The sequence below is a fragment of the Chromatiales bacterium 21-64-14 genome, assembly GCA_002255365.1.
Classification (GTDB): Bacteria; Pseudomonadota; Gammaproteobacteria; order 21-64-14; family 21-64-14; genus 21-64-14.
Map to the genome: position 1 here is coordinate 1 of NCBI01000050.1, position 14,619 is coordinate 14,619.

The 14,619-nt window shown below is 64.4% G+C and carries 12 protein-coding genes, 3 pseudogenes and 1 riboswitch; of the genes and pseudogenes, 7 read left to right on the plus strand and 8 right to left on the minus strand.

The window, feature by feature from the left end; translation table 11 throughout:
- The 4 genes from B7Z66_14295 to B7Z66_14310 form a co-directional block, all read right to left on the minus strand.
- The coding region (locus B7Z66_14295) for a thiosulfate sulfurtransferase (GenBank protein ID OYV75047.1) at positions 1-1,223 on the minus strand (1,223 nt) is incomplete at its 3' end.
- Positions 1,220-1,681, minus strand: coding sequence for a Fe-S metabolism protein SufE (locus B7Z66_14300; GenBank protein OYV75056.1), 462 nt, complete (start codon positions 1,679-1,681; stop codon positions 1,220-1,222). The genes B7Z66_14300 and B7Z66_14295, both read right to left, overlap by 4 nt.
- Before the next feature lie 172 nt (positions 1,682-1,853).
- Positions 1,854-3,020 carry a hypothetical protein gene (locus B7Z66_14305; protein ID OYV75048.1) on the minus strand — a complete coding sequence of 389 codons (1,167 nt, stop codon included), beginning with the start codon at positions 3,018-3,020 and terminating at the stop codon, positions 1,854-1,856.
- Positions 3,021-3,260: 240 nt separating this feature from the next.
- Positions 3,261-4,043, minus strand: a complete 783-nt coding sequence (locus B7Z66_14310; protein ID OYV75049.1) for a hypothetical protein — start codon at positions 4,041-4,043, stop codon at positions 3,261-3,263.
- A gap of 202 nt (positions 4,044-4,245) precedes the next feature.
- On the opposite strand from B7Z66_14310, the pseudogene B7Z66_14315 reads away from it, so the two are divergent.
- Positions 4,246-5,019, plus strand: a pseudogene (locus B7Z66_14315) (hypothetical protein).
- Positions 5,020-5,333: 314 nt separating this feature from the next.
- Here B7Z66_14315 and B7Z66_14320 read toward each other — a convergent pair.
- Positions 5,334-5,819, minus strand: a pseudogene (locus tag B7Z66_14320) (twin arginine-targeting protein translocase TatB).
- Between the two features lie 58 nt (positions 5,820-5,877).
- A riboswitch (cobalamin riboswitch) is annotated at positions 5,878-6,120 on the plus strand.
- Between the two features lie 186 nt (positions 6,121-6,306).
- Here B7Z66_14320 and B7Z66_14325 point away from each other — a divergent pair.
- The 6 genes and pseudogenes from B7Z66_14325 (at position 6,307) to B7Z66_14350 (ending at position 13,540) form a co-directional block, all read left to right on the plus strand.
- Positions 6,307-8,496, plus strand: coding sequence for a ribonucleoside triphosphate reductase (locus tag B7Z66_14325; GenBank protein OYV75050.1), 2,190 nt, complete (start codon positions 6,307-6,309; stop codon positions 8,494-8,496).
- A gap of 46 nt (positions 8,497-8,542) precedes the next feature.
- Positions 8,543-8,746, plus strand: coding sequence for a hypothetical protein (locus tag B7Z66_14330; protein ID OYV75057.1), 204 nt, complete (start codon positions 8,543-8,545; stop codon positions 8,744-8,746).
- Entirely contained in the window at positions 8,737-9,513 is a 777-nt protein-coding gene (locus B7Z66_14335) for an anaerobic ribonucleoside-triphosphate reductase activating protein (GenBank protein ID OYV75058.1), read from the plus strand. The genes B7Z66_14330 and B7Z66_14335 overlap by 10 nt, the downstream gene beginning before the upstream one ends.
- Positions 9,514-9,916: 403 nt before the next feature.
- Entirely contained in the window at positions 9,917-11,173 is a 1,257-nt protein-coding gene (locus tag B7Z66_14340; GenBank protein ID OYV75051.1) for a hypothetical protein, read from the plus strand.
- A pseudogene (locus B7Z66_14345) lies at positions 11,170-12,539 on the plus strand (hypothetical protein). The gene B7Z66_14340 and the pseudogene B7Z66_14345 overlap by 4 nt, the downstream one beginning before the upstream one ends.
- Positions 12,536-13,540: an integrase gene (locus B7Z66_14350; protein ID OYV75052.1), complete on the plus strand. Its 1,005-nt coding sequence runs from the start codon at positions 12,536-12,538 to the stop codon at positions 13,538-13,540. The pseudogene B7Z66_14345 and the gene B7Z66_14350 overlap by 4 nt, the downstream one beginning before the upstream one ends.
- 116 nt (positions 13,541-13,656) lie before the next feature.
- Here the strand turns inward: B7Z66_14350 and B7Z66_14355 are convergent, their stop codons facing one another.
- The 3 genes from B7Z66_14355 to B7Z66_14365 are packed head-to-tail and all read right to left on the minus strand — an operon-like array spanning position 13,657 to position 14,598.
- The gene (locus B7Z66_14355; protein OYV75053.1) at positions 13,657-13,938 is read right to left on the minus strand and encodes a hypothetical protein; all 282 of its coding nucleotides are present in this window, start codon (positions 13,936-13,938) and stop codon (positions 13,657-13,659) included.
- A 22-nt stretch (positions 13,939-13,960) separates the two neighbouring features.
- A complete protein-coding gene (locus B7Z66_14360; GenBank protein ID OYV75054.1) occupies positions 13,961-14,350 on the minus strand; it encodes a VapC toxin family PIN domain ribonuclease in 390 nt (129 codons plus the stop codon).
- Positions 14,347-14,598 (minus strand): transcription factor, encoded by a 252-nt coding sequence (locus B7Z66_14365; protein OYV75055.1) that lies wholly within the window; start codon positions 14,596-14,598, stop codon positions 14,347-14,349. The genes B7Z66_14360 and B7Z66_14365 overlap by 4 nt, the downstream gene beginning before the upstream one ends.
- Positions 14,599-14,619 lie beyond the last annotated feature (21 nt).

Sequence of the window (14,619 nt, forward strand, 5' to 3'; positions counted from 1 at the left end):
CCATCGTAGACGGCGATTTTCTCCCATCCCATCAACCAGGTGTTGTAGAAAGCCTCGCTGGCTCGCCAGCCGGTCCCACAAAAGAACACGACCTGTTTGCCCGGAACAATCCCGGCCGCTTTCAACGCCGCTGCAATTTGCGGGTATTCCAGGGTAGTGCTGTCGGGGTTGCGGAAGTTGTCCATGTGGTAAGCATCTCGCCCACAGTTGCCAAATATTTCTCCCGGAATCCGGCCTTTCGCCTCAATATAATTGTACCCGCTCACCTTGCCCTCGAACTCGGACCGGCTCCGCATGCCGACGAGATAGCCGTCCTGCGAGGCAAGGAGTTCTTTCACTTCGGGCGTGTCCAGGACGATCTCCGGATGAGCGGGGATCTTCAGTCCGAAAGCAGCCACGCGGGCGGGCACTGTAGCCTTGCTCGAGACCGGTAGCCGGGCATCCTGCCAGGACCGCAGTCCCCCGTTGAGCACCCGCACGTCCTCGACTCCGGCATACATCAAGAGGAAGGCACAGCGCATCGCGGCCAAGTGTCCAGCGCTTTTCCCCGGGAAGGCATCGTTCGGCCCGGGAGATGAGTCCCGCCCGTACAGAATTACGGTCGTGTCATGTGCGATCCCATGTTCCTCCAGGGCCTCCCGCAGCTCGTCCGGTGTCCTGCGGTTCCAGGTCTCGGGGGATTCGAGCGCAAGCGTGTCCAAAGAAATCGCGCCTGGGATGTGTCCTTCCTCATAGTCCCCTGCGTTGCCATAGTGACAGTGACAGATCACGGTCCTGCCTGTATCACTTCCCTGCGGGGCGGCACCGGCGGGTAGGGCGTGAACCCATTCGGGCGGCACGAGATGAGCGTAGCGTGCCAATCGGTCCATGGGCAGCTCGGCTCGCGGGGACCACTCCTTTGTAAAATTCCGGTACACCCGAACATCCTTGAAACCCGCCCGAAGGAACAAACGAGCGACGGTCTGGAGATCCTCGTCTGCATCCCCATACAGAACCACCGTGGCTCCCGGCTCGATTCCCTTCGAGCGCACAATGTCGAGCCAATCGATGTAGGCTGCCCACTTCGCGGGCAAGCTCCTCGCCCCCGGGATGTGCCCGCCACGCAGCTCACCCCCAAGGCACCAGCCGTTGTAGGCATCCGGCGAGCGGACATCAATGAACTCGACGCCCCCTTTTGCAGCCCAGGTCGCGACCTGTTGGGTGGTAACGGTTTCAAGTGTCATCGACTTGTCTCCTTTTTGGTTCCAGCCGCGGGGATGGACGCGTCTTCGTCTGTGCAAGCCTGAGCAATCGAGCGCATTCGCTTGACCATGGAGAAAAGTCCGTTCGAGCGCGTCGGCGAAAGCTGCTGCTTGAGGCCGATACGTTCGATGAAGTACAGCTCGGCGTCGAGGATGGCAGCAGGGGATTCCCCGGAAAGCACACGGACAAGCAGAACCGCGATGCCCTTGACGATCAACGAAGGACTATCTACCTCGAAGTGGATTCTGCCTGCCGCCTCATACCCTCGCAACCACACTTCTGCCTGACATCCGTTGATGAGATTTTTGCCGGTCTTATATGCATCGTCCAGAGCGGGAGCCGACCGACCTAACTCGATAAGGTATAGATACTTTTCCATCGAGTCCCCAAGGTTCTCGAATTCACCGATAATTTTCTCCTGACGTTCGTCTATCGACATGATGGCTGGCATCTCATGGGCTCTCAATCGTTCTCTATTCTCAACGGCTTATTGCCAATCCCCATTACTGAACACCGCCGACTGGTCCGCCGTGTCCGGGATCGCAAACGCCGACTGGTCCGCCGGGGCTCCATGGTCCGCCGTCGTCGGAAAAGACCCCCGCTGCGCGGCCTCAGTCCGCCCCCCACTGGCGCGTCGCGATGCCCTCGCCGAGGTCCGCCTCGATCAGCCGCCGTCGCACCTCCAGCAGCCGTTCCAGCAGCGCCGGCTCGTGCCGCTCGTAGGCGGGCGCATCGGGAATCCGCTTCACAACCACCCCAAGGAGTTCGGTGATGGCGTTGCCGATGGAGTTCTGGCTGATGGTCACCACGAGCTTGCCGGCGTCGTTGCGGTAGATGAGCTGCTTGAAGGCCGGCTGCCAGCGGATCGCGTTGGCGTAGGCGGCGTCGCGGATGCAGCGCTCGCGCACCATCTTCGCAGTCTTGAGGAAATCGTTGTCGAACAACAGCACGCTCTCCACCGACTCCGGGAAGTACAGGTCCGGCAGCATTGGCGCGTTGCGAACGGATACCTGACTGAAAAAGGTGCGATAGAAGTCCAGGAAGCCCTTCAGGACCAGATCGTACTCGTGCCAGAAACGGATGTCCTGCAGCGTCGCGGCGCCGCCGGGGATCTCCCAGCTCGGCAGACCGTGCGGATAACCGGTGAGTTCGAGCCGCGCCGATTCGTCGCTGATCGGTCGCAGCACCTCCAGGTGCAGCGCCTTGCAGATGAACTCGCGGTAGACCCCGTGCATGTATTTCTCGAACAGCGAATGCTGGCCGCCGTCGGTGAGGTTCGCGTTCTTGGGATCCGCGAGCTTCGCCGCGCGCAGCCGCTCCAGCGGAAACACGATGAAATGATTGTGCAGCATGCGGATGCTCGGCACGCCCGGCGAGGTCAGCGGCCAGGTGGCATCAAGACTCGCCTCCCCGGCCAGCACCAGGTGCTCCTGCGGGTCCGGATAGCGCTCGAGCATAAAGTCCACGATGATCTGGTTCATGCGGTTCCACACCCGCAGGACCTGCTCCGGGACCTGCGTGCGGCGCGCCGGCCGCCCGAGCGGGTCGAGAATCGTGTGGGACGTGTTGTAGATGATGGAGGTGTCGAACTCGACCGAATGCCCCAGCGCCTTGCGATAGAGGAGCAGCCCCTCGGGGTTGGTCAACAGACCGTTGTTGGTGGCGAGATCGTTGAGGTTCTCCGTGCTGTTGAAGAACTCGTTCGGCTTCATCCCCTCGGGGACCTCCAGCGGGATGGGCCGGAACGGAGTGACGATCTCCCGCGGACCGATTGGCATGCCAGCCTCCAAGTTCACCTTATGGGAGCATAAAGTATTGTATTTACGTATGTTCTTCAGCTATTACGATACCACTTCCGGCGCTCCGGCGACATCGGGGACTCCCGCACCGCCTCCCGGCACGCCCGCCGGCCGTGGAGGGTCAACCGCGCAGCCGCCTCGTCACCGAACCCGGCCGCGGCGGCTGTCGAAGCCGGAAGGCGGCCTGCGGGCGAGGATTCCGGGCCGCTCACCCGTGGATCAGCCGAGGGCCTGTCGCAGATCGGCGATCAGGTCGCCGGCGTCCTCCAGTTCCACCGACAGGCGCAGTATGGCATCGGAGATGCCGCGGCGGCGGCGCTCTTCGGGGGCAAGTCCGTGGTGGGTGGTCGTACAGGGCTGGGTGACCAGACTCTCGGTACCGCCGAGGGACGGGGCAAGGGCAAAAAGCTGAAGTGCGTCCGCCACGCGCGTGGCGGATTCGCCGCCGCCCTTGACCTCGATGGTCAACATCCCGCCGAACCCCGTCATCTGCCGGCGGGCAAGGTCGTGGCCGGGAAAGTCGGGGAGACCGGGGTAGAGCACGCGCTCGATCCCGGGATGGGCGCGCATGGCCTCGGCGATCGTCATGGCGCTGGGGTTCTGCCGCTCCACCCGTACCGTCAGAGTCCGCAGGCTGCGGGCGAGTTGAGCGGCGATCTCCGGGGTAATGGTCTGCCCCAGGTTCTTGCGCCAGCCCCACACCGGCGCGAGCAGATCCTTCCGACCCATCAAGGCGCCCGCGGTCAGGTCGGAGTGACCGCCCAGGTATTTGGTGGCCGCATGCACCACGAGGTCCGCGCCGAAGGTCAGCGGATTTTGATTGACCGGCGAGGCAAAAGTGTTGTCCACCGCCACCAAGCCGGGGCTCAAGCGGCTGTTGGCGCCGGAGCCGACATGATCCGGGTGGGCGAGGCGCCGTACCTCGAGTGCAGCGGCCGGGGGGATCGGCGCTTCAGCGCCTTCTTCGCGCGGATCCGCGCGCGTAGCAAGCCCCCGGACCACCGCAGGCTCGGGCGAACCGGAAGGTTATCGCGTGGTGCGCCGCAACGGGTGCGCCCTGATCTACGGCCCGGTTCCCGTGCGCGATGTCAGTCGCCTCGCCCTGGGTCAGCCCAAGGGTACGGTGCTCTCGGTGGATCTCGCCAACACGGCAGGGGCCACGCTGGCCTTCGGCGCCCCGGAGGCGGTCGAGGCGCTGGTAACGATGCCCCTGGTGCCCCCGCCGACGGTGCTCGGATACTACCTGTTCGTCGGCCTCGGACCGCACAGCCCCCTGGGCGCGGCTTGGCTGCACCTGACCGGCTCGACGCTGCCGTTCACCTTCGCCGGCCTGGTGGCCAGCTCGGTCGTCTACTCCCTGCCGTTCGTGGTACAACCGCTGCAGGCGACCTTCGAGGCCCAGGGGCGCGCCCCGCTGGAGGCGGCCGCCACGTTGCGCTCGGGCCCGTTCGACCGCTTCTTCACCGTCGCCCTGCCGCTCGCGCGGCGCGGGTTCATCACCGCGGCCACCCTCGGCTTCGCCCACACCGTCGGCGAGTTCGGGGTGGTGCTGATGATCGGCGGCGGCATCCCCGACCGCACCCTGGTCGCCTCGATCGCGGTCTACAACCACGTCTAGGACCTGCAGTACGCGCGCGCCGACCTCATCTCCGCCGGCCTGCTGGCGTTCTCGTTCCTGGTCCTGTTGATGGTGTACACGATCAACCGCCGCCTCGGGTCGCGTGCGCCTGGAGCGGCGCGGGTTCGTGCTCGATGCCCGCGTCGAGGCGCCCGCGCGCGGGGTGACCGCGTTGTTCGGCCCCTCGGGCGCCGGCAAGACGACCCTGTTGCGCGCCATCGCCGGCCTCGAACCCGCCGCCGCGTCACCGCATGCCGATGCCGGGCCTTGTGTGCCGGGATGCCACGCGCCTGCTGTCCGAGGAATGCGAGCACCGGCTGCCGCGCTGGCAATGGCTGCTGCTGCGCATACACCTGTTGATCTGCGGGGCCTGCCGCCGCTATGCGCACCAGTTGCGCTGGATCCGCGAAACCGCCCGCCGCGAGACCCTCGACGAGGCGGCGCGGGAACACCTGCAGCGCTCCCTCGACACCCGCAAGCCGTAGCGGTTCGCGAACTTCCGCCCGCGCTCTCTACAACTGCCAGCGTCGGCATAGACCGACAGACCCATGAAGATGACGACCACCGCGGCGATGCCGCGCAACAGCCGGCTGCGCAACTCGATCAGGTGGGAGACGAACGGCTGTTCCTCGTCTCCCCTCTCCGCGTCGCCCTCGGGCTTTGCCGGCATGGGTTCCGTCCCGGTGCGCCGCCGGATGCGCGGGCGCGGGTCGCGGTGCGGGTTCGGGGGCGGCGTCCGCGGGCGGGGGTGCGGCCTCGGCGCGCGCGCGTGGGCGCGACGGGCCTTGGGGATCGCCTGTCGCAGCACCCGCCGGGCCGCCGTCCTCCGCCGAATCCCTCTCCAGGATCTCGTAGCGCTGGGGCGGGTTCACCGCGCGTTGCGCCGACTCGAGTCCGTCGCGTACTTCGCCGTCGGTCGCGCGCATCTCCCGTTCCAGCTCGTCGATGCCGCTCTCGTCCTTCAGGTCCCGGAGACCTTTCTTCAGCTCCTCGGCCTCCAGTTCGCGCCGGATCTCCTCGCGCATCCCCTCGGTCATGCACCGCAGGCGGCCGATCCAGAGTCCGGCGGTACGGGCAACCTGCGGCAGCCGTTCGGGGCCGACGACGAGCAGCGCCACGACCAGCACGACGACCAGTTCCCAGAAACCGAAATCAAACATGGCGGAAACCCACGGCGTGCCCGGAAGAGTAGGATTGACATTCCGGTGATTGGGGCATATTTTGTATATCACCTCCGTCAGAGACACAATATGTTGTGTTTTCCGAGATGGGAACCCGGTGCAACTCCGGGACTGACGCGCAGCGGTGAGGGGGAACGAGGTGCACGCGGGGGGCCGAAATTTCGCCTTCCAGGCACTGTCCCGTCAGGGGTGGGAAGCCGTGCATCGAGGCCCGTCGCACTCCGGTTGGGGTCCGACCCGCCCCCGAGTCCGAAGACCGGGCGGAGGGCGAGCGGGACAGCGGGCTTTGGAGTCCGCAAGGGCGTCGTTGCCCGTAGCAGCCCCGCTCGTGGACTACCCAGGCCTTCGCGACACAGGTCTCGGGTGAGGGGTCGGCCGCCCGCGTCGTCCGGGCGCGGTCGCTCCCTTATCCCGCCGCCCGCCGCGCAGGCACGCGATCCGTACGAGCCCGACGCGGGAGGCGCCCATGAATATCGATACCGACACCCCACCCCCGCAGGCAACGGCTGCGCCGGAGTTGGCGCCCGCGCTGGCGCCGGGGCAACCGTTTGAAGCGGTGCCGGGCGGTGCCGCCTGCAGCGGTGCCACCGCGCCCGTGCATTTCGACGTCTGCCGGGTTATCCGTCGTGACGGTAAGGCGGTGCCCTTCGACGCGCATCGCATCGAGCGCGCCCTGACCCGCGCGTTTCTGGCCGTGGAGGGCGCCGAGCATGCCGAGGGAGTCGCATTGACGGTGCGGGATCTGGCGGCGCAGGTGGCCGGAGCCCTGTTTCGCCATCCGGCGCCCGGCGCCACCGGCTGCTCCGTCCACATAGAGGACATCCAGGATCAGGTGGAACTCGCCCTGATGCGCGCGGGCCACTACCGCGTGGCGCGGGCCTACGCCGTCTACCGGGAGCAGCACCGCCGGCTGCGCGATGACCGCAAGACCCTGGTGGACGTCGAGTCCTCGATCCAGGAGTACCTCACACGCGCCGATTGGCGGGTACACGCCAACGCCAATCAGGGCTACTCGCTGGGCGGGTTGATCCTGAACGTTTCGGGTAAGGTGATCGCCAACTACTGGCTCAGCCATGTGTATCCGCCCGAGGTGGGCGAGGCGCACCGCAACGCGGATCTGCACATCCACGATCTCGACATGCTCTCTGGTTACTGCGCGGGGTGGTCGCTGCGCACGTTGCTTGCCGAGGGCTTGAACGGAGTGCCGGGAAAAGTCGAGGCGGCACCGCCACGGCACCTCTCGAGTGCCGTGGGACAGATGGTGAATTTCCTGGGGACGCTGCAGAACGAGTGGGCGGGGGCGCAGGCCTTCAGTTCCTTCGATACCTATCTCGCGCCGTACGTGCGCAAGGACGCCCTGCCTTACGAGTCGGTGCGCCAGCATATCCAGGAGCTGGTGTTCAACCTCAATGTCCCCTCACGCTGGGGCACGCAGACGCCGTTCACCAACCTCACCTTCGACTGGGTCTGCCCCGAGGATCTGCGGGAACAGCGCCCGGTGATCGGCGGCGAGGAGATGCCCTTCACCTACGGTGAGCTGGGCCCGGAGATGGATCTCATCAACCGCGCCTACATCGAGGTCATGACGCGCGGCGATGCCAGGGGGCGGGTGTTCACCTTTCCCATTCCCACCTACAACATCACTGCGGATTTTCCGTGGGACTCGGAGAATGCCACGCGGCTGTTCGAGATGACGGCCAAATACGGACTGCCGTACTTCCAGAATTTCCTCAACTCCGACCTCCAACCGCACATGGTCCGCTCGATGTGCTGCCGCCTGCAGCTTGACTTGCGGGAGCTGCTCAAGCGCGGCAACGGTCTGTTCGGATCCGCTGAACAGACCGGATCCATCGGGGTGGTAACCGTCAACTGCGCCCGGCTCGGGTACCTGTACAGGGACGACGAGGACGCGCTGTACCGCAGGCTCGACGCGCTGCTCGAGATCGGCAAGGAGAGCCTCGAGATCAAGCGCAAGGTGGTGCAGGGGCTGATCGACGAGGGCCTGTTCCCCTACACGAAGCGCTATCTCGGCACGCTGCGCAATCACTTCTCCACCCTGGGGGTGAACGGCGTCAACGAGATGATCCGAAACTTCACCGCGGACGAGCACGACATCACCACCGCCTGGGGGCACGAGTTCGCCTGCCGGCTTCTGGATCATGTGCGCGCGCGCATCGTCGGTTTCCAGGAGGAGACCGGGCACCTCTACAACCTGGAGGCGACGCCCGCGGAGGGCACGACCTACCGTTTCGCCAAGGAGGATCGCAAACGCTACTCGGACATCCTGCAGGCCGGCACGCCGGAGAAGCCCTACTACACCAACTCCACGCAGCTTCCGGTGGGGTTCACGGACGACCCCTTCGAGGCCCTGGAGCGTCAGGAGGCGCTGCAGCAGAGGTACACCGGCGGCACCGTGCTGCACCTCTACATGGCCGAGCGGCTCTCGAGTGCGGAGGCGTGCAAGCGGCTCGTGCGCCGGGCCCTCGAGCGGTTCCGGCTACCTTACATCACGGTGACCCCGACCTTCTCCATTTGCCCCCGGCACGGCTACTTGGCCGGCGAGCACCGGTTCTGTCCGCGCTGCGACGAGGAGATTCTCGTACGCAAGCGCGCCAGCCACACCGAAGCCACCGGCCACGCGGAGGCATCGGCCTGACCGGCGAATCCACCCAACCACTCAGAGGAGAACTGAAATGAACGAAATGACCGAGACGGAAATTCTGCTGACGGAGGCGGAGCGCCAGCCCTGCGAGGTCTGGACGCGCGTGATGGGCTACCACCGCCCGGTGTCGGAGTTCAATCCGGGCAAGCAGTCCGAACACGCCGAGCGGCGGCACTTCCTGGAAGCGCGGGCAGAAGCGACGCTGCCCCGGGAGGAGGCGGCGCGGTGCAGGAGCTGCGCCTAGGCGGACTCGTCCCGCTGACCACGATCGACTTCCCCGGGCGCCTGGCGGCGGTGGTCTTCTGCCAGGGATGTCCGTGGCGCTGCGGCTACTGCCACAACCCCCACCTGCTGCCTGCCTCGAGCGGCCCGGGGATCGGATGGGAGCGGGTGCGGGATTTTCTGGAGCGCCGGCGGGGGCTGCTCGACGCCGTCGTGTTCAGTGGCGGGGAGCCCACGGCACAGCCGGCCCTCGAGGCGACCCTCGCGCAGGTGAAGGCCCTGGGGTTCGAGGTCGGGCTGCACACGGCGGGGATCTACCCGCAGCGTCTGGCGCGGCTGCTCGACCGGTCTTCGCCGGAGGGTCCGCTGGTCGATTGGATCGGCCTCGACGCCAAGGGGCCGCTCGATCGCTACGAGGCCATCACGGGGGTGCGCGGGGCCGGTGCACGGTTTCGCCGGAGCCTCGACTTGGTGCTCGAGAGCGGCATCGCCTACGAGGTGCGCACCACGCTGTATGATGAGGCGATGCCGGAGGAACTGCTAGGCTTCGCGCGTTGGCTCGCCGACCGCGGGGTACGGCACTACGTGTGGCAGGCGCGCCGCGGGGTAGGCCTGCTCAATGAGCGGCAAGCCGGGCCCGGCGGGGGAGATGCGTGGCGCCAGGCGGGCGAACAGGCTGCTTCCCTCTTCGAACGCTTCGAGGTCCGAGGAGCATCCCCGGAAGGGGGACCGGCTAAGGCAGCGGCTGGGAAGGGAGACCCCATTCGGCTCGACCCATCTTCGACCTGACCGGCCTATATGGGGCTCCCCATGATTTGGCGCGATCCACAGGCGCGCGGTGATTCCAACCGGTGATTCCAACGGGTGATTCCGGCCGGCGATTCCAGCGTGATTCGGCCACCGGTTCCACGGCGATTCGGCCGGGGCAGTCGGAGCGAAGCGACGCAGGGTCGTATTGTTACGTGGAGGCGGTGTCGCTCGTCAACTTTTTTGCCTTTCGCTTGCGCATCGACTCACCCTTGAGGGTGATCCGATAGGCGTTGTGTACGAGGCGGTCGAGTAATCAGCAGTACCGAGTAATGCGCAGTAGCTTGTTGGTGTACAGCTTTTAGCGTGCAAATGGCTTATATGACCTCGCCATTATCGAGGCGCATCCTGGGTGTGGCAGTTCACTCACTCAGGAGATACAGCCATGCCACTTTCCTCTTCTCAGCAGCTTCGCTTGCTCGATGATCTGCGTGGCCGCCTGCAGGCGGTCGGCTACTGTGCGCAGTCCATTGAGCATCTGTGTTCGAATGCCCACGAGTTCCTTCAGTACCTACGAGAACGCGGCATCGCACTCGACGCGGTGCAGCCAGCGAACGTGGCGATGTTTATGCGCCGCCAACTTCAAGACTACCGTCACCGCCACGGGCGCAGGCCGAACAACAGGAAGGCCTGGCGAACCTGGTGTACGGACGGGGTGGTCCAGCTGCTGCGCTTTTCGCGTCCACCGTGGCCACCCGTGCCTCTGCCGAGGAACCGGGGCGAAGCACTCGCGCAGACACTGTGCCGCGACTACCGCCGCTGGCTCGCGGACTGTCGCGGCCTCGCCGCCTCGACCATTGACGGGCACCTCGAGGAGACGCAACGATTTCTGACCTGGTATATCCGTCAGGGCGGCCGGGATGACCGCCTTCGGATGTCGGTTCGGCAGATTGATCAGTATTTACAGCTTCGATCCGCGGGAATTCGGCGAACTACGTTAAAGCTGGTCTCCCTTCGTTTGGCCAGTTTCTTGCGCTTTTTGCATCGTGCCGGACACCTGTCCGTCGATCTTTCCCGCTCAATGATTCATCCGACCCTCTACGAGTTTGAGAACATTCCATCGATACTCAAACCCCAGGAGATCGAGCAGATCCTGAAGACGACCCGCCGGGGTCGATCGGCATGCGGTCGGCGCGATTTTGCGATCCTCACGCTGCTGGCCAGGTACGGACTGCGCGCGGGTGAGATCGTACGGCTGGCCCTGGATGATATCGATTGGCGCGCCAACACTCTTGTCATTCGTCACACGAAGGTCCGCGGCACCACCGTTTTGCCGCTACTACCGGCCGTTGGCGAAGCGTTGTTGGCTTACTTGCAAAGCGGCCGTCCCAAGACCATCGCCCGTGAGGTATTTATTCGCACGTCAGCACCGCGTAAGGGCTTCGGTAGGGGATCATCCTTGCACGCGCTCGTTCGCCGACGGATGGCTGCGGCGGGCGTTTGGCCTACCGGTAAACGGGGTCCGCATCTGTTTCGACACGCTCATGCCGTCGGGCTCTTGCGCGCCGCCGTGCCGATGAAGACGATCAGCGACCTGCTTGGACATCGGGCAAGCCGCTCGACCGCCGTATATCTCAAGCTCGACAGCGAGGAGTTGCGCACCGTTGCCCTGCCGCTGCCGATCGCGGGAGGTGCGCCATGAACCGATGGCTGGATGACGGCTACGCCGTGATTGATCGATATGCGCGATCACTCACCGTGCGCACCGACAAGACGCGGCGGTTATACCGCATGGAGCTCGCGGCCTTTCAGCGGTTCATGCTCAAGCGCGGCAATGGGGATGATCTCGGCGAAAGTGCCGTGACCGCCTGGATTCAGGCCCGAGCGGTCGAGATCCCGCTTTCCCTTCTCATCGATCGTGCCGGCATCGTCAATCGCTTTCTCGATGTCCTGGTTCGAGACGGCGCGCTCACCACCAACCCGCTCGGGACCCTTCGCGATCGATATGGTGAACGCAGGCTCGCGCCCATCGTGCGGGCGCTTGCCAGCACCGATCCGACCGAGGCGCTTAAAGCACTGCGTCCGTTGCCGCGATGGGCAAGCCCGCTCGGGCCGTTCATGCGGGACCACCTCGTGCTGATGCGGGCGATGGGGCCGCTATGCCCGCCAAGAGGTGCGGTTTGCCGCCTTCGACCGATTCCTTCAAACACGTCCCGATCTCACCGGCCAACCGCTTAAAACGATGGTGCAGGCGTGGAGTGAATTCCCACCCACGACTGCCCATGTCTGGGACTGTGCGGAGCTCGCGGCCGAACTCAGCCGGGCGATGCGGCGTATCGATCCGACAGCGGCGTTGTTGCCCCGGGACCCGCGACTGCAGCGACAGGTCCGCAGACAGTATCGGCGGCCCTACATCTACTCGCCCGCCGAGGTGAGCCTGGTATTGGAGATCGCCCGCACGTGGCCGGCACCGCGCTGGCCGCTGTTGCCAGCAACCCTGTACACCATGGTGGTGCTTGCCTACTGTGCCGGACTTCGGCTCGGCGAGATCGTGCGCCTGAACGTAGGTGATGTGCTCTGGGCGGAGTCTGCCATTGAGATCCGCAACACCAAGTTCTATAAATCCCGACGTCTGCCGCTCGCGGAGAGTGCGTTCAGTGCGCTTCGCGATTATCTCGACGCACGCCGACGCGCTGGCGGTCCTGCCGATCCGGATTCGCCACTTTTCTGGCACGCGCGGGGCAAGGGCCGCTATTCTCTGGTCCGCGCAGAGAAGATGCTGGTGGCCGTGCTGCGCCGTTCGGGGCTGAAGACGGGCCGCGGCCGCACGGGCCCGCGTATCCATGACCTGCCACGCGTTTGTGGTCAATCGCATGCTCGCGTGGTACCGCGAAGGGATCGACGCGGGGCCGCGACTGCAATATCTAGTGACTTATCTCGGACACAAGAGCCTGCACTCAACGCTCACCTACCTTACGGTCACCCAGGAGTTACTGCAGCACGCCTGCGAACGCTACCGCGCCGCGGGCGGTGCCGACGTGCTGCATCTCGAAGGCGGTGCATCATGAACGGGGCAGCGGATCTGCCACGGCTGCTGCGGGCGTTTTTTTACGAGTGGGCGACCCAACAGCGCAACCTTTCACCGCACACCATCCGTTCCTATCGCGATACGTGGCGACTGTTCCTTCGCTTTGCCGCGGAGCGATGCCACCGGCCGGTGATCCAACTCTGTCTTGAGGATTTGACCGATAAAATCGCGCTCGACTTCCTTGAGGACGGTGAACGCGTTCGTCGCGGTTCAATTGGTACGCGCAACTGTCGCCTGGCGGCGCTGCGGGCGTTCTTCGCGTTCCTCGCCGCGCGCGAGCCGTCAGCGCTCGCGCAATGCAGCGCCGTCTTGCACATCCCCACCAAGCGCGCTGCTCGCCCTGCGTTGTGCTATCTCGATGCCAACGAAGTCGAGGCGATTCTCGCTCAACCTGATCGCAGCACGCTTTGCGGTCAGCGCGACCATGCGCTGTTGTCGTTCCTGTACAACACCGGCGCGCGGATTCAAGAAACGCTCGATGTGTGCCCGAACGCCATTCGATTTGCCGCACCGGCAACGGTACACCTCGTCGGCAAAGGCCGCAAAGAGCGCATTTGTCCCTTGTGGCCCGAGACCATTCAGCTTTTAAGGGCACTCTTGAGTCGTCAACCACGCCCCGATGACGAGCCATTGTTTGTCAACCGCCATGGCCAGCCGCTCGGCGCTTCCGGCGTGCGATTCAAGCTGGCGCAGTATGTGAGGTCCGCGACGCAAACGACACCCTCTTTAGCAAAGAAAGACATCTCGCCGCACACATTTCGCCATGCCGCGGCAGTTGCCTTGGTGGCCGCCGGAGTTGATATCGCCGTCATTCGCAGCTGGCTTGGACACGCGAGCATTGATACCACGGCGCACTACGCCCAAGCCAATCTCGCCACCAAACGCGCCGCCCTGGCACAAGTTGCGCCGCCGACAAAGGGCGTTCGTGAACCACGTTGGCAGAAGGATGAGGACGTTCTGAGCTGGCTTGATTCTCTATAAACCATGCCAAGTAATGTGCAGGAGAGCCATCGGGAATAGCGCCATCGCAGCCAAATCCGGGATCTCCTGCGCATTACTCGGTACTGCTGATTACTCGACCGGCTGGTGCACACCGCTTACAAGATCAATCTGAAAGGGGAATCCATGCGCAAACGCAAATCCAAGTTGACGCACACACCGGACTCAGAGTAATCCGCATTTCGGACCCGCGAAAAATCGGCCGCGTCGATTCCCGTAAGGCTCTGCGCCTTCCGGACGCTTAACCCCTTCTTGTCGAGCACCTTGATGATCTCGGTCGCCAGAATCGCCTTCAATTGCCGCACGTCGGCGTCCGGCTTGTCGAAATCCCGGTAGATGTTGCCGCTCCCGCGGAGCGTCCCGATGGTGTCATTTTTCATGGTTGTTCACTTTCTTCGCACTTCAAATAACGGACGTAATGTCGGTCTTCTTGAAATCTTCCCCCTTGAACAGAAGAGCCTCGCTGGCTGTTTTGGCGAGCGCATAGGAAAAGCAGTCCCCGAAGTTAAGCCCGGCCGGATGACGCCCCTTCCCGAAATCCGAATAGGCTTGCCGTGCAGCATGCGCCTGTTCTTCAGTCACAGGCTCAATGACAATTCCGCTTTGCCGGAAGAACGCGTCGAACTGGCGCGCCCCAGCATCTTTTGTCTGAGCCTCAATGACGATTGCTACTTCAACGAAGGTTGCGGCGGAGATGCGGCACGAGTCTGCCTCGACGATCGCCTGCGCATAAATTTCGGCATCCTCTTCAGCAAAGAGGATCGCGAGCAACGCCGAGCTGTCCACGATCATCGCGGGATACCCCGGTCGTCGTAGAGCAGCGCGACATGATCGACTGCAGGGCCTTTCAAGGCGCGGGCGCAGCGGCGTCCAATCGCGAGCAGCTCAGCGACCGTAGCTTCGGGCCTGTGATGCTGCCTGACGCGTTGCAGCCGTTCCCGCAGTGCCTCGGTGACGGCGTGGGTCATTGTCTCGCCGGTTTCCTTGGCAAGCGCCTTTGCCAGGTGGTGAGCTTCGCGGTCTTTGATATTCAGAGACATTGTTTCCTCCTTGGTAGAACA